The organism is Sediminibacterium ginsengisoli (assembly GCF_900167075.1).
In the GTDB taxonomy this organism is placed as follows: domain Bacteria; phylum Bacteroidota; class Bacteroidia; order Chitinophagales; family Chitinophagaceae; genus Sediminibacterium; species Sediminibacterium ginsengisoli.
In genome coordinates this window covers 81681-102036 of sequence record NZ_FUWH01000013.1, presented here as the reverse complement: position 1 = coordinate 102036, position 20356 = coordinate 81681, and the positions used below count along the sequence as shown (strand labels likewise).

Sequence of the window (20356 nt, the reverse complement as noted above, 5' to 3'; positions counted from 1 at the left end):
TCGCTGCAGCAGCAGTTTCATTACACATTACAACAGCATGGCTAAAATAGGCATCAATATTTCAACCGGTAGTTTACAGAAAGCGGAAATGATCGTGGGGATCGATCTGGGAACGACCAACAGTCTCGTTGCCATCATCCATCCCGACAGCAAACAACCCGTTGCCTTAAAAGAACATAACGCCAGCAGCCTGGTACCCAGTATTGTGCATTTCGATGCGGCGGGAAATGCAACAGTGGGAGAAACAGCCGCTCAATTTCTCGAAACCGAACCGCAGAATACCATTTTCAGCGCCAAAAGACTGATGGGAAAAAGCTATCGCGATGTGAAAGAGAACGCAGGCTTCTTTACCTATAAAGTGATCGACGACGATACCGAAAGCCTGGTAAAGATCCAGGTAGGAGAACGTTTTTATTCGCCTATTGAACTTTCTTCTCTTATCCTGAAGGAACTCAGACAAAGAGCGGAACATATACTGAAGACACCCGTTTCCAAAGCAGTGATCACCGTTCCGGCCTATTTTAATGATGCGCAGCGGCAAGCCACGAGGGATGCAGGGAAACTCGCCGGGCTGGACGTGCTCCGCATTGTGAACGAACCAACGGCAGCAAGTCTTGCCTATGGTATGGGCCTGAGCCGCGACGAAGAAAAAACGATCGCAGTCTACGACCTTGGCGGCGGAACCTTCGATATTTCCATACTGCGCATCAGCAATGGCATCTTCGAAGTATTAAGCACCAACGGTGATACTTACCTGGGCGGCGATGATTTCGACCGGGCTATTATCACGCACTGGCTCGAAACAAACGGTATTTCGAAAGCTTTGCTGGAAACAGATAAACAGCTGGCCCAGGCGCTGCGCCTGCGTGCGGAAGAGGCGAAAAAACAGCTCAGTTCAGCAGAAACTTATTCAGGATCTTACGGACAATATCAACTGGAGCTGACAAAAAATGCTTTTGAATCGATGATCAGCCCACTGATCGAACGGACGATTGTTTCGTGTAAACAGGCACTCAGAGATGCGGAACTGCAAACGAAAGACATCGATGCGATTGTAATGGTAGGTGGAAGCACCCGTGTGCCTGCCGTTAAAGATGCAGTAGCAGCATTCTTCGGTAAACCGGTAAATGATACTGTTAATCCCGATGAAGTAGTGGCTTTAGGTGCGGCTGTGCAGGCTGATATTCTTGCAGGAAATAATAAAGAATTACTGCTCCTCGATATTACGCCGTTGAGCCTTGGCATAGAGACCATGGGCGGACTGATGGATGTACTCATCCCGCGCAACGCGAAAATTCCCGTAAAAGCAGGCCGCCAGTACACCACCCAGAAAGACGGCCAGGGAAGTATGCGTATCTCTGTATACCAGGGAGAACGCGACCTCGTAAAAGATAACCGCAAACTGGCGGAATTCAATCTCACCGGTATTCCCGGAATGCCGGCAGGAATGCCAAAAGTAGAAGTGAGTTTTCTCATCAATGCAGACGGGATCCTCGTGGTAAAAGCCGAGGAGCTCAGAAGCGGCACCGTACAACATATAGAAGTAAAGCCACAATACGGGCTTACCGACAGTGAAGTGGAAAAAAGACTGATGGACAGCATCACCCATGCAAAAGATGATATGCAGACCAGGGCATTGGTGGAAGCCCGAACAGAAGCAACCCAATTGCTGGAAGTGACGGAAAAGTTCATGCAGAAAAACAATGAACTGCTTTCGCAGGATGAAATAGCGCAGACCAGAACTGCAATAGCATCTTTAAGAGCAGTGCTGGAAACGGATAACAAAGACCAGATCCAGGCCCGCGCAGAAGCACTGAACGAAGTAACGCGTCCTTTTGCCGAACGTGCCATGGACGAAGCCGTAAGTAAGGCACTGAAAGGAAAACAGCTGGATAGTTAAGGTTTCAGCTGCATCCAGCGGTGTACGTATTTGCCAAGGATATCGAATTCAATATTTACAATACTGCCTTCTTCAACCCGGCCGATGCTGGTATGGTGATAAGTATAAGGAATGATGGCAACGGTAAATGAGTTGCTGTCTACCGAAAAACAGGTCAGGCTGGTGCCATTCACCGCAATAGAGCCCTTCTCGATCACCAGGTGTGCAAACTCGTCCGGGAACCGGAAACGGAATTCCCAGCTGCCGTTGAGCGTTTTCTTTTCAATACAGGTAGCGGTAGCGTCCACATGGCCCTGAACGATATGGCCATCCAGCCGTCCGTTCATGATCATACAGCGTTCAATATTCACCTGTCCGCCTTCTGTCCAGCCAGCCAGGTTGGTCTTCCGCAAAGTTTCCTCAATGGCCGTAACACGGTGAAAGCCATCTTTCAGCTCGTCAACCGTAAGGCAAACGCCGTCGTGGCTCACGCTCTGGTCTATTTTAAAGTCGCCGGAAAGGGGAGAACTGATCCAGAAGCTTTTGTTAGTACCCTGGGTTTCAATGGCTGTGATCTGGCCGGTGGTTTCAACAATACCTGTAAACATAGGCGCAAAGTTACTCAAGAATATGTCTGAAAAAGGGGGAAAAGAGATCCTGGACAAATCCGCACAATAAAATCTTTGTTATTTCGATCTTCCTTCTTATTTTTGCATTCCTAAAAAAACGCCTAAGGAGGTATAAAAGTTATGCTTATCATTGATTCAAAAGATTGCGAGAATATCGACAAAGCCCTCAAAAAGTACAAAAAGAAATTTGAGAAGAGCAAAGTTTTGTTGCAATTGAGGGGCCGTCAGGCATTTGTTAAGCCGTCAGTAAGACGTCGTACAGATGTGTTGAAAGCTATCTACAAGCAGCAGATCGCAAGCGGTAAAATAGAGGCATAGATCTTTCTTACCCTGATATATTTTAAAGTAGCCTAACTTTAGGCTACTTTTTTTATGTCCGACCGGTATCCACAGTTACAAGCATTCCTGGATCATCTCAAATACGAGAAGCGGTATTCGAGACATACCCTTATTTCCTACCAGACAGACCTGGAGCAGTTTTTCGCCTATCTCACCAGCCAGTTCGATGCGCCGCCGGTAGAGACCATCACAGCTATGTATATCCGTAGCTGGCTGGCAGAAATGAAAGAAGATGAGTTGACATCGAAAAGTATCAGCCGCAAAATATCCACCCTTAAATCCTTCTTTAAATACCAGCTGAAAACCGGCCTGATCAAACAGACGCCGATGACGGTGATCATTGCGCCCAAACTGAATAAAAGACTGCCGGTATTTGTGGCGGAAAAGGATATAGACCTGTTACTCACGCATGTAACGTTCACAGACGACTGGAAAGGCCGTACGGAACGGCTGGTACTGCAGTTGTTTTATGCTACAGGTATGCGTCTGAGCGAACTCATCAGCCTGAAAACATCCCAGCTCGATACAACACAGGTAAAAGTGCTGGGTAAAGGCAATAAGGAAAGGATCATTCCCGTGCCCGCAGCGCTGGTAGCCGAACTGCAGCAGTACATTAAAGAACGGAAACCGGCGGAAACAACGATCATGAACCTGTTCTTAACGGATAAGGGAAAACCCCTGCAGCCGAGATATGTATATGGTTTTGTACGCAGTTACCTGGCCGCTGTTACCACTGTACAGAAAAAAAGCCCGCATATCCTCCGTCATAGTTTCGCCACTCATTTAATGAATAACGGAGCTGATCTGAATGCTGTAAAAGAACTGCTTGGCCACAGCAGCCTGGCAGCTACGCAGGTCTATACACATAATACTATAGAAAAGCTCAAGGAAGTCTATAAAAAAGCCCATCCCAAAGCCTGAAAAACCACGCAAAGCTTCGTATTTACAGGATTGATTGTCATTTCGTTGCCGATCTGGCCGGTACTCTTAAAACTTTCCAAAAAAACGCTCCGGTATTTCTTTTTTGTTATCTTTTTCGCTAACTTGTTATCACTCTTAAGAGGAGAAAAAACACAATACAAAAGTTCTTTTAAATATTATTTTTTCACCGATTAAACGTGAGTTGTTATGAACGTTAACATTCAAACTGTACATTTTGATGCAGATGAAAAACTGGTAGAGTATGTGTCACGCAAACTTGCCAAATTGCAGACCTTTCACGACAGAATTCTGAAAGTGGATGTTTTTTTGAAACTCGACAACGTGGTGCATACGATCAAAGACAAGATTGCTGAGATCAGGGTTCATGTGCCAAAACACGATTTTTTTGTAAAAGCTTCATCAAAATCATTTGAAGAGTCGTTTGATTGTGCGATGGAATCGATTGTTTCACAGATAAAACGTAAAAAAGAAAAATTAGCAGCTTAAAAACTAAAAAAACTGAAAGGCCTTCCGTAAAACGGGAGGCCTTTTTAATTTTGTGCCGATGAAAAATAATTTGCCACTATACCTGTGGCTCCTGTGTGCCTTGTCGTGCAAGCCTTCCAGGGAAAAAACAACAGCACATATCAGGGAGCGGAAACTGAACCAGCAGGGGCGTTTGCAGATCGAATACGTGTACAGTGTATCAGGAAAAGAGTATGCGGGAACGGTTGAGTTGCCCGCCGGCACAGTTGTTCCGCAGGATACGCTTTCACTTTTTTATTCCGTGAACGAACCGGAGAAAAGCGAGTGGATAATGCCCTGAGCAGGAGGGGAGAAGCATGTTTTTTTGAATATGTTGAAAACTTCCCAAAAAAACCTTTTTCAAAATTTTGCTGAATAAAGTTTTCCATTACCTTTGCCATCCCAAAAAACGGGATAGCTCTTAAAAAAGTTTGCCGAAGTAGCTCAGTTGGTAGAGCAACTGATTTGTAATCAGTAGGTCGCGGGTTCGAGTCCCATCTTCGGCTCAATAGGTAAAAAATACAGATAATACTGGCTGGAAGCGTGAAATTTACTATGTTCGTGCCCCGGATCGAAAAAACTGTATAATAACCGGGCAGATGGCCGAGCGGTTAAAGGCGACAGACTGTAAATCTGTTCTCTCACGAGTACGTAGGTTCGAACCCTACTCTGCCCACGGATAAATATCCCGGAACAGGTATAGCCTGGCTCCGGGAAGTTCTTTTACAACACGGTTTTGCCTCCTTCACGGGAAGCAGATCTTGCAGGCGGGAGTAGCTCATTTGGTAGAGCGATAGCCTTCCAAGCTATAGGTGGCCAGTTCGAGCCTGGTCTCCCGCTCAATTGGTAAGTCTGGGGTTTAAAGTACGGAGTAAATGCTCCAGGCTTATCCTTAAGACTCTAAGCTGAGAAAAGCCGTTGTAGCTCAGTGGTAGAGCACTTCCTTGGTAGGGAAGAGGTCGTGAGTTCGATTCTCACTAACGGCTCTGAAAAATGTGAGGTAAGAAACAGTGAGAGCGAATCCGGTAAAACGGATCAACATAAATTTTAAAATGGCCACGGCCAACAAATTTTTAAACACAACTAAAAACCGATAAAAATGTCTAAAGAGACCTTTAAGAGGGAGAAACCTCACGTAAACGTTGGTACCATTGGTCACGTTGACCACGGTAAAACTACCCTGACTGCTGCCATCACAAGCATCTTATCGAAGAAAGGTCTGGCGCAGGCGAAGAAGTATGATGAGATTGATGGTGCTCCTGAAGAAAAAGAGCGTGGTATCACCATCAACACTGCGCACGTTGAATACCAAACTGGAAATCGTCACTATGCGCACGTTGACTGTCCTGGTCACGCTGACTATGTGAAAAATATGATTACTGGTGCCGCCCAGATGGACGGTGCGATCCTGGTAGTTGCTGCTACCGATGGTCCTATGCCGCAAACTAAAGAGCACATCCTGCTGGCCCGCCAGGTAGGTGTACCTCGTATCGTTGTATTCATGAACAAGGTTGACCTTGTTGATGATCCTGAGCTGCTGGAACTGGTTGAAATGGAGATCCGCGAACTGCTGACTTCATACGGTTTCGATGGCGACAACACCCCGATCATTCAGGGTTCTGCTACAGGCGCTCTGGCTGAAGATCCGAAATGGGTTGCTAAGATCGACGAACTGATGGAAGCTGTAGATACTTATATCCCGCTGCCTCCACGTCCGATCGATATGGCGTTCCTGATGTCTGTTGAAGACGTATTCTCAATCACAGGTCGTGGCACCGTTGCAACCGGTCGTATCGAGCGTGGTATCATCAAAGTTGGTGAACCAGTTGAGATCGTAGGTCTGATGGACAGCCCGCTGACTTCTACCGTAACTGGTGTTGAGATGTTCAAAAAACTCCTCGACGAAGGTCAGGCAGGTGATAACGCAGGTCTGCTGTTACGTGGTATCGAGAAAAAAGATATCCGTCGTGGTATGGTAATCTGCAAACCAGGTTCTATCACTCCGCACACTGAGTTCAAAGGTGAGGTTTATGTACTGAGCAAAGAAGAAGGTGGACGTCACACTCCATTCTTCAACAAATACCGCCCTCAATTCTACTTCCGTACTACAGACGTAACTGGTGAAGTTACCCTGCCTGAAGGAACAGAAATGGTAATGCCTGGTGATAATATCGGTCTGAGCGTTAAACTGATCCAGCCGATCGCTATGGAAAAAGGTCTGAAATTCGCTATCCGCGAAGGTGGACGTACAGTAGGTGCCGGTCAGGTTACTGAAATCATCAAATAAGCTTTAGGCTACACGCTTTTAGCTTAGGTAAATGTAATTAAGCTTACATTTGTCAATAAAATAAACTAAAAGCTGTTTCGGAACATCCGGAATAGCTTTTAGCTTTCTACGGGCATAGTACAACGGTTAGTATAGAGGTCTCCAAAACCTTTGATCTGGGTTCGAATCCTAGTGCCCGTGCAGAATAATGATTATTGGTATAGCTGTTTTCTGATGAAATACCGTATTTTCCGGTCCGCTTCAGAAACGGCAGGTACACCAACCAATAAACAAAACAATAATGAACAAGATCACAACATATTTTAAAGAGAGCTACCTTGAATTGATGGAGAAGGTAACCTGGCCAACCTGGTTACAGCTGCAGCAGAGTACTGTGATTGTTCTGGTAGCAACTGTTATCATAACAGCGCTTGTTTGGGTAATGGACTTTTCCAGTAACCAGCTCCTGAAGCTGATTTATTCATTATTCAAGTAATCCAAGGATGGAAGTAGCAGAAACAATACCAGGAACAGAAGCTGCGCCTCAACCGGAAACCAAATGGTACGTGTTGCGCGTAGTAAGCGGAAAAGAACGCAAGGTAAAAGAATACCTGGATAAAGATATTATTCGCAGCGGCTGGCAGGAAGTGATCAAACAGATCTTCCTTCCGATGGAGAAAGTATACAAAGTGCAGAATGGTAAAAAAGTAATGCGCGAAAAAAACTACTTCCCCGGCTATGTGATGATGGAAGTACTGGATGGTAAACTGAATGATGACATGGTTCAGCATATCAGTAACATCAGCAACGTGATGCACTTTCTTACAGATGGTAAAGGTTCAAAAGGTAATATCATCTCACTGCGTAAAAGCGAAGTGAACAAAATGCTGGGTAAGGTAGACGAAATGAACGACCAGGGCGTTGTTATGAGCGAACCTTTCATCATCGGCGAAACCATCAAGATCATCGAAGGCCCTTTCAACGACTTCAACGGCGTGATCGAAGAAGTGAACGACGAAAAGAAGAAACTGAAAGTAACCGTAAAGATCTTCGGACGTTCAACTCCGGTAGAATTGAACTATATGCAGGTAGAGAAACTCAGTTAACCTGTTTACACGAGATAATAAAAAAGAGGCTGCAACACAGCCTCTTTTTTATTGCCGGTACCAGAAGAAAATGCAATACTTCCTCATGTTATTTTTCAGCACCTTGTCCGCTAAATAAAAATTAGCAGTAAATTTAAGCATCTAAACCTCCCATGAAACTGCTATAGCGGGAAAATGGGTATATTCCTTGTATCCAAGTCCCCCTTATGCAGATTGCATACCTGATCATAACATATACAGATCCGGTTCAGACCGGAAGAATGATCGGTCAGCTCTCCGATGCGAATACCCGTTTTTATATTCATCTCGATAAGAAAGTAGCAATAAGTGCCCATGCTGCATTACAGCAGCATCCTCAGGTTACATTTGTTGAGAAAAGAGTCAACGTGCGCTGGGCCGGTTACAGTACCGTACAGGCAATTTTCAATGGAATTGAAGCAATACTCACTTCCGGAATTTCATTCGACTATATCTGCCTGCTCAGCGGGCAGGATTACCCGATCAAAACACCGGCTGAGATCTCCGGCTTTTTTGAACAGCATAAAGGGAAACTGTTCTTAAAATACCGCGCATTTGCAGGTGATTGGGAAGAAGCATTTGAAAGGATCAGCAAGTATCACCTGATCGACTATCGTTTTCCCGGTAAATTTTTCACGGAAAATCTGATCAACCGGCTCCTGCCTGCCCCTGAACGGCCGGCCGGCATGCAGTTTTATGGCAGTTCTATGTTCTGGGCAATCAGTCCCCAGGCTGCTGATTACGTCTGGAAAAAAATTGAACAGGAGCCGGGACTGAAACGCTTTTTCCGTTATACCTGGGGGCCGGATGAATTCCTTTTCCAGACAATACTGCTGAATTCAGAATTTTCAGATCTGGTTGTAAACAGTAATTGTCATTATTATAAACATAAGCCGCTTACCCCCAATCCGGAATGGTTGGGCATGCAGGATCTGGCGGATCTGAAACTGAGCGATAAACTTTTTGCAAGGAAATTCAGCATAAAAAAAGATGCCGCTATCCTTGATGCAATTGACGGGATGCTGACAGAAAGAAAAACGGTTGAAAACTAAAAATACCCGATGGCGTATATTATTGACTTACCCATTTATACAGACAAAAGAGGCAGCCTCACCGTGCTGGATGATGTTCAACATTTGCTGCCTTTCCAGATCCGGCGCATCTTTTATATTTATGAGGTAGATGATTCGCTCCGGGGTGGCCACAGGCACAAAGCTACCACACAGGCTGCCATCTGCGTCAGGGGCAGCTGCACTGTTTTTAATGATGATGGCAGCCGAAAAGAGGAGTTCCTCCTTAATTCCCCCGGCAAATGCCTGGTACTGGGAACAAAAGACTGGCACCAGATGCATCATTTCAGCCAGGATGCAATATTACTGGTACTGGCTTCAACCAGTTTCGATCCCAACGATTATATCTTTGAGCCCTACCCGGACCATGAGAATACCTTATGAAAATATAGCACTCGTTAATGCTCCCTACCGTAAAGCATTAACAGAAAAGTTTGATGCACTGCTGGAGCGCGGTTGGTTTATCCTTGGTGATGAAGTAACAGGTTTCGAGCAGGCTTTCGCACATTATACTGGTAACGTATATTGCACCGGAGTGGGGAATGGTCTCGATGCACTTATATTTTCATTGCTTGCCCTCAAGCTTCCCGCCGGTTCGGAAGTGATTGTTCCTTCCAATACTTATATCGCCACTATCCTGGCAGTGATCCATGCAGGACTGGTACCCGTACTAGCCGAGCCTGATCCTTCTACCTACAATCTTACTGCAGAAGGTATAGAAAACGTAAGGACCAGTAAAACGAGGGCCGTGCTGCTGGCGCATCTATACGGTAAATGCTGCAGTATGACAGCTATCATGGCGTTAGCAGAACGCTATGGCCTGGCTGTTATAGAAGATTGCGCACAATCACATGGCGCTATGTACAAGGGACAACCTGCGGGTTCTTTCGGAACAGCGGCCGCATTCAGTTTTTATCCAACCAAAAATCTTGGCGCCCTTGGCGATGGGGGAGCTGTAGTGACCAATGACCCGGCATTGGATCAGCATGTGCGCCTGCTGCGTAATTACGGATCCGGCAAAAAATACCATAACCAGATCCCTGGCTGGAATTCCAGGCTGGATGAGATACAGGCGGCTTTTCTGCAGATCAAACTGCAATCGCTGAATGAAATGAACCGGCATAAGCAGGAGCTGGCTGCCATTTACCGCGCAGGACTCAACAGCAGTTTTATACTGCCGGTGGAAGAACCAGATCATTCAGACGTGTATCATATCTTTGCTATCAGGCATCCGGACAGGGATAAACTACGGGCATACCTGGCTGAAAACGGGATCGGTACGGAAGTGCATTACCCCGTTCCGCCGCACCGGCAGCAGGCTTTGGCAGCATATTTTACAGGGCAGGAGTTCCCGGTGTCGGAAGAGATCCATCGTACCGTTCTCAGTCTTCCCTGCTCAGCCGCCCATACACAGGAACAGGTCCGTGAAGTGGCAGAGCTTATGAATCGCTTCGGAAAATGAGTTTTTTGGGCTTTAAATGCGCCGGATCACGGAAAATAGGGGTGTTTTTGTTTGTTTAATCCAACATTAATCCTACCTTTGCCGCCCCAAAAGTTCTTTTTTACGAAGAATGATTGACTTTGGGAGTCCTGCTAAACCAGGACGCTATAACCAATTAAATCAAAGAAAAATGGCAAAAGAAATCTCAGGCTTTGTAAAGCTTCAGGTTAAAGGCGGTCAGGCAAACCCTGCACCACCTGTTGGTCCCGCCCTTGGTTCTAAGGGTGTAAACATCATGGAGTTCTGCAAGCAGTTCAATGCAAGAACCCAGGACAAAGTAGGAAAAGTAGTTCCTGTTTTGATCACTGTATATTCAGACAAATCATTCGATTTTGTACTGAAAACCGCTCCGGCCGCTGTTCAGTTAATGGAAGCAGCTAAAATCCAGAAAGGATCTAAAGAAAGCAATCGTCAAAAAGTTGGTAAAGTAACCTGGCAGCAGGTAGAAGAGATCGCTAAGGACAAGATGTCTGATCTCAATGCATTCACGCTGAACAGCGCGATGAGCATGGTTGCAGGTACTGCCCGCAGCATGGGACTGACTGTTGAAGGAAAAGCTCCCTGGGAAAACTAATTATTCACCTTAAAACATTTTTAGCATGTCACTTACTAAAAAAAGAAAAGTAGCAGTAACTAAGGTGGATAAAAACAAAGCTTATTCCCTGAAAGAAGCATCCAACCTGGTTAAAGAAATCAATTGTACCAAATTCGACAGTTCTGTAGACCTGCATATCCGCCTGGGTGTAGACCCTAAGAAAGCAGATCAGCAGGTACGTGGAACCGTTTCATTACCACATGGTACCGGTAAAACCAAGAAAGTACTCGTGCTCTGCACACCTGATAAAGAAGCAGCTGCAAAAGAAGCAGGTGCCGACTATGTAGGTCTGGACGAATTCATTACCAAAATCGAAGGTGGCTGGGTTGATATCGATGTGATCATCGCAACTCCGGCAGTAATGCCTAAGATCGGTAAGCTGGGTAAAGTATTAGGTCCTCGTAACCTGATGCCCAACCCTAAAACAGGAACTGTTACCAATGATGTGGCAGCTGCTGTAAACGAAGTGAAAGGCGGTAAGATCGCATTCAAGGTAGATAAAGCAGGTATCGTACACGCATCTATCGGACGTGTGTCTTTCGCACCTGAAAAAATCACTGAGAACGGTATGGAGCTGATCAATGCGATCCTCAAACTGAAACCTTCTACAGCTAAGGGAACTTACCTGAAAGGCGCAAGCATGGCCAGCTCAATGAGCCCTGGTATTGCTTTAGACACCAAATCATTAATGAACTAATTCCTGGTGATCCCCTCAAAAGGAAATGACCCGGGTTCTTAAAACAGATCAGACATGACAAAAGATCAAAAAAATGAAGTGATCGAACTGCTGAAAAGCAAGTTCGCTCAATACAATAACTTTTACATCACCGATACTGAATCTTTAACGGTAGCGCAGGTGTCTAAACTCCGTCGCAGCTGCTTCGATAAGCAGGTTGAGATGAAAGTGGCCAAGAACACATTGATCCGCAAAGCGCTCGAATCCCTGGATGCCGAGAAATATGCAGATGTATATGCATCACTGAACAACGTGACTGCACTGATGTTCTCTGAAAACCCTAAAGAGCCGGCTCTGATCCTCAGCTCTTTCCGTAAAGCAAACAGCGGCGAAAAACCAGTTCTGAAAGCTGCATTCATCAATGGTGATGTTTACACCGGCGACAACAACCTGAAAACGCTCACCCAGATCAAAACCAAAGATGAACTGGTTGGTGAAGTTATCGGATTGCTGCAGTCTCCTGCTAAACGTGTACTGGCTGCGTTACTGCACCACCACGAAAAGCAGGCTGAAGGAACTACAGCTGTTGCCGCACCTGCTGAACCAGCAGCTGATGCAGCTCCTGAAGCTCCGGCAGCTGAATAATTGTTTCTGCACGGGGTAACTCCCGTAGAAAATAACCCCAGGCCTGAGGGAAAATAAAGGCTAATTTTTTTAAACCATCCGCCGGAGTCCAAAGACTTTGAAGGCGGAAAAAATTGAAAAACATGGCAGACTTAAAAGCATTAGCCGAAACATTAGTAGGCTTAACAGTAAAAGAAGTTCAGGAATTAGCTGATGTACTGAAAGCTGATTACGGTATCGAACCAGCTGCTGCTGCAGTTGTAGTTGCAGCCGATGGCGGTGGTGCAGCTGCTGTAGAAGAGAAAACATCTTTCGATGTTATCCTCGTTAGCGGTGGTGCAAGCAAACTGGGCGTAGTTAAGATCGTTAAAGAACTGACTGGCTTAGGACTGAAAGAAGCGAAAGACCTGGTAGACGGTGCTCCGAAACCAGTTAAAGAAGGCATCTCTAAAGCTGAAGCTGACGATTTAGTTGCTAAGCTGAAAGAAGCTGGCGCTGAAGTAGAAGTGAAATAATTTTACTGTTTCACCATATCGGGCCGGTAAACGAAAGTTTACCGGCTTTTTTTTGTCCGTATTACAGAACGGATGAACGGTTCGGAAATTGAAAGGTAAAGTCGTATTATTACGATTACTAAATTATTGCTACATGAAAAAAACGATCACCGTTCTTGCGGCCGGAATACTGGTACTGGCTTCCTGTAAAAGCAAGGACGACAAAGAGAAAGTATTTTTTGATAAAGCAGGTATGGACACTACTGTTAATCCTGCCGATAACTTCTTCCGCTATGCCAACGGCGGCTGGATCAAAAGCACCACGATACCCGATGACCAGAGCGGCTGGGGCAGCTTTTACGTACTCTACCAGGATAACCTGAAGAAACTCCGTAACATCCTGGACGAACTGGCTGCTAAAAAAGACCTGAAGAATGGCAGCGCAGAACAAAAAGTGGGCGATTTCTACGCCAGTGGTATGGATACTGCAACCATCGAACAGAAAGGTTATGAGCCATTGAAGCCTATGCTGGCAAAGATCGATGCAGTGAAAGATTATAAAGAACTGATCGCACTGCTGGCAGATAACGCAAAAGAAGGCGACGGTGATCTCATCGGTCAGTATGTTGGCCCGGATGAAAAGAACAGTTCCAAAAATATCCTCGTACTGGTACAGACCGGGTTAACATTACCTGAGAAGGAATACTATACCAAAACAGACCCGATCACTGAAGAAAAAAGAAAAAAACTGGCGGCTTATGCAACCAGGCTTTTCACGCTCACCGGAACCGATGCAGCAGCAGCAGCGAAAGGCGGTCAGTCTGTATTGCAGATAGAAACCGAGATCGCCAAATCGCACCTCACACCAACAGAACTGCGCGACCCCATCCGGAACTATAATAAAGTGTCGCTTGCCGATCTTGAAAAAATGGCACCGAACCTGGTATGGAAAGAAACCTTCAGCAAAATGGGCATCAGCACAGACAGCGTGAATGTGTCGCAACCCGCCTATTACAAAGCGCTGAGCACACTGTTAGCTTCTCAGCCGATACAGGTTTGGAAAGACAAAGTGAAATTCGATTATATATCCGGCAACGCATCATTGCTGAGCAAAGCGTTCCGAGACGAGAAATTCGAATTCTCAAGGTTGTTCTCAGGTGTGAAAAAGCAGGAAGAACGCTGGAAGAAAATGGTGAGCCGGACAGACAATGGTCTTAAAGACCTGCTCGGGCAACTTTTCGTAGAAAAATATTTCCCTGCAGATGCCAAGAAGAGAATGGATGAACTGGTATCGAACCTGCAGAAAGCATTCAGCGCCCGCATTACCAGGCTGGACTGGATGAGCGACAGCACCAAGCAACGTGCGCAGGAAAAACTCACCGCATTCCTGAAAAAGATCGGCTATCCTGAAAAATGGAAAAACTACGATGATGTGAGCATACGACGCGATGATTTCTACGGCAACATGCGCAGTATCGCCAAACACGATTACAAGGAGAATATCGATAAGATCGGTAAGCCGGTAGACCGCACCGAATGGGGTATGACAGCACCAACCGTTAATGCTTATTACAACCCTACACTGAACGAGATCGTATTCCCCGCAGGGATCCTGCAGTTCCCGTTCTTTGAAATGACTGCCGATGATGCGATCAATTACGGCGGTATCGGTATGGTGATCGGTCATGAAATGACACATGGCTTCGACGACCAGGGCCGCCAGTACGATGCACAGGGTAACCTGAAAGACTGGTGGACCGCCAAAGACGGAACCGCATTCAAAAACAAAGCAGGAGGAGTAATAGCACAGTATAATAATTACGTGGTGCTCGACAGTCTGCATGTAAACGGAGAACTTACGCTGGGCGAGAACCTGGCCGATATCGGAGGTATCGCCATCGCTTATGATGCATTTAAAATGACGAAGCAGGGACAGTCGGAAGACAAGATCGACGGCTTTACGCCTGATCAGCGCTTCTTCCTGGGCTTTGCACAGGTATGGCGGCTGATTACCCGGCCGGAAGCCATGCGGACCAATATCACCACAGACCCGCATTCACCGGAAGAGTTCCGGGTAAACGGACCGCTGTCTAATTTCGATCCGTTCTACAAGGCATTCCCGGTAACGGAAAAGAACAAAATGTACCGGAAACCGGAAGACCGGGCCAGGATCTGGTAATAACATGCTACGGATTTTAATACAGGCCGCCCGAAAGGGTGGCCTGTATTATTTTATGACAGCATTATAACTCTATCTTTTTTGTAGACTAAATAAATATTTTTATCCTTGCAGCTGATTCTTCACTTTACCGTACCAGAATATGCAGCTCAATTACCTGGCTTTTGCCATTCCGTTGTTTCTCTTTTTTATGTTGCTGGAGTACCTGGTGGCGAGACATAAGCGCAAGCCATATTTCAATTTCACCAACTCGGTAGCGAACATCAATGTAGGGATCGCTGAAAGGTTGCTGGATATATTCACGACAGGTGCTTTTTATTTCGTGTACGATTATGTTTACCGGCATTACGCCATATTCCATTTTAAACCGGGAATCTTTCACTGGCTGGTGTTATGGCTGTTCACGGATTTTATCTGGTACTGGTATCACCGGCTGGCGCACGAAGTAAATATGCTGTGGGCAGTGCATGTAGTGCATCATCAGAGTGATGATTTCAATTATACGGTAGCTGCAAGAATTACCGTTTTCCAGGCAATCGTGCGTACCGGCTTCTGGGCTGTACTACCCGTTTTCGGGTTTACTGCTCCTATGATCGTTACCATGTTGCTGATCCATGGCCTTTATCCATTCTTTGTACATACGCAACTGATCGGAAAGCTGGGCTTTCTTGAATATATATTGGTTACGCCTTCGCATCACCGGGTGCACCATGCCAGCAATGAAGCATACCTGGATAAAAACTATGGTGATGTATTCATTATCTGGGACAAGCTCTTCGGCACTTTCTGCGAAGAACAGGAAGGGGAGGAGATCGTTTACGGGTTAACAGAGCCGCTGGGCAGTCATAGTTTCCTCTGGCAGCATTTTCATTTTCTGCTGGAACTTTTGTATACCGCCAGGCAGACCAAAGGCCTTTGGAATAAACTGAAAGTACTTTTTGCAAAACCGGAAACGATTGCCCCTGATGCCAGGAGCGCATTGGAACAGAAGTTCGGACTCAGGCAGAATAAAGGACCCGCTCCTGAAAAACTGAACCGGTATGTACTATGGCAGGTGGCAGGAATTCTTATGCTGCTTTTCCTGTTTATTCTGTTCGAAAGTCAGTTTCCCCTAATGGTGCAGGTAGCGGCGGCATTGCTGATACTCGTAACGCTGATCAATTGCGGGGCCATCCTCGAGCAGCGTAAATGGATCTTTTACCTGGAATTTACCCGATGCCTGCTTTTACTGTTGATTGTGCTGATTTACCTGCCAACGATCAGCTCCCTGCTTTTCATTGTACTGGGAAGCCTGCTGGCGGTGGTTTACTTCAAGGAACTGCAGCGCTATTACCTTCAATGGGTGTATTCCTGAAATATTTAAATAATAACTATTTTTAAGCAATTGGTAATGGGTTCATTGTGTGATAATAAACGCGGATTGGCAAAAAAACGGCAGAAACATGGGTTTTCTTTTCCACAACGGGGTGTTTGGTCCAAAATTTGTTTTTGCAGTTGCCGCCCGTTTCTTACCTTTGCCATCCTTATTTTTGGGCTAATTAGCGAGAGGCGTTCAGGATATGGCCATGATTTTTACCGGAATGCCTGGTTTTTTATCGCTCGGAACCTGTAAGTTCTACCCAAATTTTTTTGTATAAAAACCGGTTTTACATACATATGTCTACAACTACATTGAACAACAGGGTCGGCTTCGGTAAAACTAAACATTTGGCTGATGCTCCTGACCTACTCGACATTCAGTTAGAATCATTCAGAGAATTTTTCCAGTTAGAAACAACGCCCGACAAACGTAATGTGGAAGGGCTGTTCCGCGTGTTTAAGGAGAACTTCCCCATTACAGACACACGTAACATCTTCGTACTGGAATTCCTGGATTATTTTATCGACCCTCCGCGTTACACGATCGATGAGTGTATGGAACGTGGCCTGACTTATGCAGTGCCGCTGAAAGCGAAACTCCGCCTGAGCTGTAACGATGAGGAGCACGTAGACTTCCAGACCATTGTACAGGACGTGTTCCTCGGAAACATTCCTTACATGACACCCCGCGGTACTTTTGTAATTAATGGTGCCGAACGTGTAGTAGTATCACAGCTGCACCGTTCTCCGGGTGTATTCTTTGGTCAGTCTGTTCACCCGAACGGAACCAAGATCTACTCAGCCAGGGTGATTCCTTTCAAAGGTGCCTGGATGGAGTTTGCAACAGACATCAACAACGTGATGTATGCCTACATCGACCGTAAGAAAAAGTTCCCTGTAACAACCCTGTTACGTTCTATCGGTTTTGAAACTGATAAGGATATCCTGGAACTCTTCGGTATGGCCGATGAGGTGAAAGCAGACAAGAAAACACTGGCCCATCATGTTGGTAAAAAACTGGCTGCCCGCGTTCTGAGAACATGGGTAGAAGACTTCGTGGATGAAGATACCGGTGAAGTGGTAAGCATCGAGCGTAACGAGATCGTTATGGAGCGTGATACCGTACTGGACGAAGAAGCCATCGACACCATCATCGAAATGGAAGTGAAAAGCGTTTTCATCCAGAAAGAAGATGTGGGCGGCGACTATGCCATCATTTACAACACACTGAATAAAGATACCTCCAACAGTGAACTGGAAGCGGTTCAGCATATCTACCGCCAGCTGCGCGGTGCTGATGCCCCTGACAATGAAACTGCACGCGGTATCATCGATAAATTATTCTTCTCCGACAAGCGTTATGACCTCGGTGAAGTTGGTCGTTACAAGATCAACCGCAAACTGAACCTGGACTATCCGCTGGAGAAAAAAGTATTGACCAAACAGGATATCATCGAGATCATCAAATACCTCGTGCGCCTCACCAACGGTAAGGCCGAGATCGATGATATCGATCACCTGAGCAACCGTCGTGTACGTACCGTAGGCGAGCAGCTCTATGCCCAGTTCGGTGTAGGTCTTGCACGTATGGCACGTACCATCCGCGAGCGTATGAACGTTCGTGATAACGAGGTATTCACACCGGTAGACCTGATCAATGCAAGAACCCTTTCTTCCGTGATCAACTCATTCTTCGGTACCTCACAGTTATCGCAGTTCCTCGACCAGACCAACCCGCTGAGTGAGATCACGCACAAGCGTCGTATCTCCGCACTCGGACCAGGCGGTCTGAGCCGTGAGCGTGCGGGCTTCGAGGTTCGTGACGTACACTACTCGCACTATGGTCGTCTTTGTACCATTGAAACACCGGAAGGACCGAACATCGGTCTGATCTCCACACTTTGCGTACACGCAGCCATCAACGATATGGGCTTCATCGAAACCCCGTACCGTAAAGTGGAAAGCGGTAAAGTGAATATGAAAGAGCTCACTTTCCTGAGCGCTGAAGAAGAAGATACTGCCAAGATCGCACAGAGTAATTCACCATTGTCAGACAAGGGTGAGTTTGTGGAAGAGAAAGTAGTATCCCGCCAGACAGGCGATTTCCCGATCCTGGATAAGGAAGAGGTAGAATATATGGACGTAGCCCCGAACCAGATCGTAGGTTTGAGTGCATCACTGATTCCGTTCCTGGAGCATGATGATGCCAACCGTGCGCTGATGGGATCGAACATGCAACGCCAGGCTGTACCGCTGATCCGCCCTGAAGCGCCGATCGTAGGTACCGGGCTGGAAGGCAAGGCTGCCCGTGATGCAAGGATCCAGATCCACGCAGAAGGTTCAGGTGTGGTTGAATTTGTTGATGCCAACGAGATCCATGTACGTTACGAAAGGAACGACCTGGACAGGCTGGTAAGCTTCAACGATGACCTGCAGGTGTATAAACTCACCAAGTTCATCAAAACCAACCAGGCAACCTGTATCAACCTGCGTCCTGCCGTTAAGAAAGGACAGAAGGTTAAAAAAGGAGACTTCCTTACTGAAGGATATGCAACCAAAGACGGAGAGCTCGCACTGGGCCGTAACCTGCAGGTGGCGTTCATGCCATGGAAGGGTTACAACTTCGAGGATGCGATCGTGATCAGCGAGAAAGTAGTTCGTGAAGACCTGTTCACTTCCGTTCACATTGAAGAATATGAACTGGAAGTACGCGATACCAAACTGGGTGAAGAAGAACTGACCCCGGATATCCCGAACGTATCTGAAGATGCAACCAAAGATCTCGACGAGAACGGTATCATCCGTATCGGCGCAACGATCAAGGAAGGAGATATCCTGATCGGTAAGATCACTCCGAAAGGTGAATCAGATCCTACTCCGGAAGAAAAACTGCTCCGCGCGATCTTCGGTGATAAAGCCGGCGATGCGAAAGATGCTTCACTGAAAGCACCGAACGGAACAGAAGGTGTGGTGATCGATAAAAAACTCTTCCAGCGTGCGAAGAAAGACAAGAATGGTAAGATCCGTGAAAAAGCACAACTGGAAAAAGTAGAGAAAGTACACCAGCAGAACGAAGATGCGATCAAGGAACTGCTGCTCGATAAACTGCAGACCCTGCTGAAGGACAAAGCATCACAAGGTATCAGCAACAACTTCGGTGAAATGCTGATCGGAAAAGGCGCCAAGTTCAACCAGAAGAACCTTTCATCGATCGATTACCAGAACGTAAATCCGCTGGGATGGACTGGTGATGCGAAGACCGATGATCAGATCAACACCCTGCTGCACAACTATAACATCCGTTTCAACGAAGAACTCGGACGTTACAAACGTGAGAAATTCAACATCTCAATCGGTGATGAATTACCTGCAGGCGTACTGAAACTGGCTAAGGTTTACCTGGCAGTGAAACGTAAGCTGAAAGTGGGTGATAAAATGGCGGGCCGTCACGGTAACAAAGGTATCGTTGCCAAGATCGTTCGTGCGGAAGACATGCCGTTCATGGAAGACGGTACCCCGGTTGATATCGTACTGAACCCGCTGGGTGTACCTTCGAGGATGAACCTGGGCCAGATCTACGAAACCATCCTCGGATGGACCGGTAAGCGTCTGGGCGTGAAATTCGCAACCCCGATCTTTGATGGTGCTTCTACAACAGAAATTGAACAATATTGTAAGGATGCAGGTATTCCAAGGAACGGTCACACTTACCTCTACGACGGGGAAACAGGTGAGCGTTTCCACCAGAAAGCTACTGTGGGTGTGATCTACATGATCAAACTGCACCACATGGTAGACGATAAAATGCACGCACGTTCTATCGGACCATACAGTCTCATTACACAGCAGCCGCTGGGTGGTAAGGCTCAGTTTGGTGGACAGCGTTTTGGTGAGATGGAGGTTTGGGCACTGGAAGCATACGGTGCGGCCAATATCCTGCAGGAGCTGCTTACACTGAAATCAGATGATATTATCGGAAGGGCCAAGACTTACGAAGCTATCGTGAAGGGTGAAAACATCCCGCGCGCCGGCATTCCTGAATCATTCAACGTATTGGTTCATGAACTGAGAGGTCTCGGACTTGACCTGAAATTTGACTAATCGTCCGGCAGATGAACGCGGACCATCGGGCAGTAACTGCTGATGGTCCGCGGCTCATTCCCGGATGGTGTAAC

19 protein-coding genes and 5 tRNA genes are annotated in these 20356 nt (G+C 46.5%); 23 read left to right on the top strand and 1 reads right to left on the bottom strand.

From position 1 onward, the window contains the following. Window positions 1-37 precede the first annotated feature (37 nt). A complete protein-coding gene (hscA, locus tag B5D42_RS16800) occupies window positions 38-1900 on the top strand; it encodes a Fe-S protein assembly chaperone HscA (RefSeq protein WP_078832698.1) in 1863 nt (620 codons plus the stop codon). On the opposite strand, the gene B5D42_RS16795 is transcribed toward hscA, so the two are convergent. Beyond that, window positions 1897-2487 (bottom strand): riboflavin synthase, encoded by a 591-nt coding sequence (locus B5D42_RS16795; RefSeq protein ID WP_078832697.1) that lies wholly within the window; start codon window positions 2485-2487, stop codon window positions 1897-1899. The two genes, hscA and B5D42_RS16795, sit on opposite strands and share 4 nt — an antisense overlap. A 141-nt stretch (window positions 2488-2628) precedes the next feature. Between B5D42_RS16795 and rpsU the strand changes: the two genes are divergently transcribed. The 22 genes from rpsU (at window position 2629) to rpoB (ending at window position 20282) form a co-directional block, all read left to right on the top strand. Beyond that, window positions 2629-2826: a 30S ribosomal protein S21 gene (gene rpsU / locus B5D42_RS16790; protein ID WP_078832696.1), complete on the top strand. Its 198-nt coding sequence runs from the start codon at window positions 2629-2631 to the stop codon at window positions 2824-2826. Between the two features lie 54 nt (window positions 2827-2880). After that, window positions 2881-3768, top strand: coding sequence for a tyrosine-type recombinase/integrase (locus tag B5D42_RS16785; RefSeq protein ID WP_078832695.1), 888 nt, complete (start codon window positions 2881-2883; stop codon window positions 3766-3768). A gap of 207 nt (window positions 3769-3975) precedes the next feature. Then, entirely contained in the window at window positions 3976-4275 is a 300-nt protein-coding gene (hpf, locus tag B5D42_RS16780) for a ribosome hibernation-promoting factor, HPF/YfiA family (RefSeq protein ID WP_078832694.1), read from the top strand. Window positions 4276-4333: 58 nt separating this feature from the next. Next, window positions 4334-4594 (top strand): hypothetical protein, encoded by a 261-nt coding sequence (locus B5D42_RS16775; RefSeq protein WP_078832693.1) that lies wholly within the window; start codon window positions 4334-4336, stop codon window positions 4592-4594. Window positions 4595-4726: 132 nt separating this feature from the next. Next, window positions 4727-4799, top strand: a tRNA-Thr gene (locus B5D42_RS16770). Between the two features lie 87 nt (window positions 4800-4886). Then, a tRNA-Tyr gene (locus tag B5D42_RS16765) sits at window positions 4887-4969 on the top strand. Window positions 4970-5060: 91 nt separating this feature from the next. After that, window positions 5061-5133: transfer RNA gene (locus tag B5D42_RS16760), tRNA-Gly, on the top strand. A 74-nt stretch (window positions 5134-5207) separates the two neighbouring features. After that, window positions 5208-5279 (top strand) — tRNA-Thr (locus tag B5D42_RS16755). 113 nt (window positions 5280-5392) lie between these two features. Further along, the gene (gene tuf, locus B5D42_RS16750; protein WP_078832692.1) at window positions 5393-6580 is read left to right on the top strand and encodes an elongation factor Tu; all 1188 of its coding nucleotides are present in this window, start codon (window positions 5393-5395) and stop codon (window positions 6578-6580) included. A 108-nt stretch (window positions 6581-6688) separates the two neighbouring features. Beyond that, window positions 6689-6760, top strand: a tRNA-Trp gene (locus tag B5D42_RS16745). Between the two features lie 100 nt (window positions 6761-6860). Continuing rightward, entirely contained in the window at window positions 6861-7055 is a 195-nt protein-coding gene (gene secE / locus B5D42_RS16740) for a preprotein translocase subunit SecE (protein ID WP_078832691.1), read from the top strand. A gap of 7 nt (window positions 7056-7062) precedes the next feature. Then, window positions 7063-7665: a transcription termination/antitermination protein NusG gene (gene nusG, locus B5D42_RS16735; protein WP_078832690.1), complete on the top strand. Its 603-nt coding sequence runs from the start codon at window positions 7063-7065 to the stop codon at window positions 7663-7665. A gap of 206 nt (window positions 7666-7871) precedes the next feature. Next, window positions 7872-8735, top strand: coding sequence for a beta-1,6-N-acetylglucosaminyltransferase (locus B5D42_RS16730; RefSeq protein WP_078832689.1), 864 nt, complete (start codon window positions 7872-7874; stop codon window positions 8733-8735). Between the two features lie 9 nt (window positions 8736-8744). Continuing rightward, window positions 8745-9137, top strand: a complete 393-nt coding sequence (locus B5D42_RS16725; RefSeq protein ID WP_078832688.1) for a sugar 3,4-ketoisomerase — start codon at window positions 8745-8747, stop codon at window positions 9135-9137. After that, on the top strand, window positions 9121-10215 hold the full coding sequence (locus B5D42_RS16720; protein WP_078832687.1) for a DegT/DnrJ/EryC1/StrS family aminotransferase: 1095 nt from the start codon (window positions 9121-9123) through the stop codon (window positions 10213-10215). Before B5D42_RS16725 ends, B5D42_RS16720 begins: the two co-directional genes overlap by 17 nt. A 169-nt stretch (window positions 10216-10384) precedes the next feature. Next, a complete protein-coding gene (gene rplK, locus B5D42_RS16715; protein ID WP_078832686.1) occupies window positions 10385-10828 on the top strand; it encodes a 50S ribosomal protein L11 in 444 nt (147 codons plus the stop codon). A gap of 25 nt (window positions 10829-10853) precedes the next feature. Then, window positions 10854-11546, top strand: coding sequence for a 50S ribosomal protein L1 (gene rplA / locus B5D42_RS16710; protein ID WP_078832685.1), 693 nt, complete (start codon window positions 10854-10856; stop codon window positions 11544-11546). A gap of 54 nt (window positions 11547-11600) precedes the next feature. Then, window positions 11601-12170, top strand: coding sequence for a 50S ribosomal protein L10 (rplJ, locus tag B5D42_RS16705; protein ID WP_078832684.1), 570 nt, complete (start codon window positions 11601-11603; stop codon window positions 12168-12170). Window positions 12171-12292: 122 nt separating this feature from the next. Next, window positions 12293-12664, top strand: a complete 372-nt coding sequence (rplL, locus tag B5D42_RS16700) for a 50S ribosomal protein L7/L12 (RefSeq protein ID WP_078832713.1) — start codon at window positions 12293-12295, stop codon at window positions 12662-12664. 133 nt (window positions 12665-12797) lie between these two features. Next, window positions 12798-14822, top strand: coding sequence for a M13 family metallopeptidase (locus B5D42_RS16695; protein ID WP_078832683.1), 2025 nt, complete (start codon window positions 12798-12800; stop codon window positions 14820-14822). Window positions 14823-14964: 142 nt separating this feature from the next. After that, window positions 14965-16176, top strand: coding sequence for a sterol desaturase family protein (locus B5D42_RS16690; protein ID WP_078832682.1), 1212 nt, complete (start codon window positions 14965-14967; stop codon window positions 16174-16176). Between the two features lie 302 nt (window positions 16177-16478). Further along, the gene (gene rpoB / locus B5D42_RS16685) at window positions 16479-20282 is read left to right on the top strand and encodes a DNA-directed RNA polymerase subunit beta (RefSeq protein ID WP_078832681.1); all 3804 of its coding nucleotides are present in this window, start codon (window positions 16479-16481) and stop codon (window positions 20280-20282) included. The last annotated feature ends 74 nt before the right edge of the window (window positions 20283-20356 follow it).

What these genes read in the sequence shown, in the direction of transcription:
- secE (WP_078832691.1), top strand. Translation starts at nt 6,861, where the DNA reads ATGAACAAGATCACAACATATTTTAAAGAGAGCTACCTTGAATTGATG.
- B5D42_RS16795 (WP_078832697.1), bottom strand. Translation starts at nt 2,487, where the DNA reads ATGTTTACAGGTATTGTTGAAACCACCGGCCAGATCACAGCCATTGAA.
- B5D42_RS16720 (WP_078832687.1), top strand. Translation starts at nt 9,121, where the DNA reads ATGAGAATACCTTATGAAAATATAGCACTCGTTAATGCTCCCTACCGT.
- rplJ (WP_078832684.1), top strand. Translation starts at nt 11,601, where the DNA reads ATGACAAAAGATCAAAAAAATGAAGTGATCGAACTGCTGAAAAGCAAG.
- tuf (WP_078832692.1), top strand. Translation starts at nt 5,393, where the DNA reads ATGTCTAAAGAGACCTTTAAGAGGGAGAAACCTCACGTAAACGTTGGT.
- rplL (WP_078832713.1), top strand. Translation starts at nt 12,293, where the DNA reads ATGGCAGACTTAAAAGCATTAGCCGAAACATTAGTAGGCTTAACAGTA.
- hscA (WP_078832698.1), top strand. Translation starts at nt 38, where the DNA reads ATGGCTAAAATAGGCATCAATATTTCAACCGGTAGTTTACAGAAAGCG.
- rplA (WP_078832685.1), top strand. Translation starts at nt 10,854, where the DNA reads ATGTCACTTACTAAAAAAAGAAAAGTAGCAGTAACTAAGGTGGATAAA.
- B5D42_RS16775 (WP_078832693.1), top strand. Translation starts at nt 4,334, where the DNA reads ATGAAAAATAATTTGCCACTATACCTGTGGCTCCTGTGTGCCTTGTCG.
- B5D42_RS16785 (WP_078832695.1), top strand. Translation starts at nt 2,881, where the DNA reads ATGTCCGACCGGTATCCACAGTTACAAGCATTCCTGGATCATCTCAAA.
- hpf (WP_078832694.1), top strand. Translation starts at nt 3,976, where the DNA reads ATGAACGTTAACATTCAAACTGTACATTTTGATGCAGATGAAAAACTG.
- rpoB (WP_078832681.1), top strand. Translation starts at nt 16,479, where the DNA reads ATGTCTACAACTACATTGAACAACAGGGTCGGCTTCGGTAAAACTAAA.
- B5D42_RS16725 (WP_078832688.1), top strand. Translation starts at nt 8,745, where the DNA reads ATGGCGTATATTATTGACTTACCCATTTATACAGACAAAAGAGGCAGC.
- B5D42_RS16730 (WP_078832689.1), top strand. Translation starts at nt 7,872, where the DNA reads ATGCAGATTGCATACCTGATCATAACATATACAGATCCGGTTCAGACC.
- rpsU (WP_078832696.1), top strand. Translation starts at nt 2,629, where the DNA reads ATGCTTATCATTGATTCAAAAGATTGCGAGAATATCGACAAAGCCCTC.
- B5D42_RS16695 (WP_078832683.1), top strand. Translation starts at nt 12,798, where the DNA reads ATGAAAAAAACGATCACCGTTCTTGCGGCCGGAATACTGGTACTGGCT.
- B5D42_RS16690 (WP_078832682.1), top strand. Translation starts at nt 14,965, where the DNA reads ATGCAGCTCAATTACCTGGCTTTTGCCATTCCGTTGTTTCTCTTTTTT.
- nusG (WP_078832690.1), top strand. Translation starts at nt 7,063, where the DNA reads ATGGAAGTAGCAGAAACAATACCAGGAACAGAAGCTGCGCCTCAACCG.
- rplK (WP_078832686.1), top strand. Translation starts at nt 10,385, where the DNA reads ATGGCAAAAGAAATCTCAGGCTTTGTAAAGCTTCAGGTTAAAGGCGGT.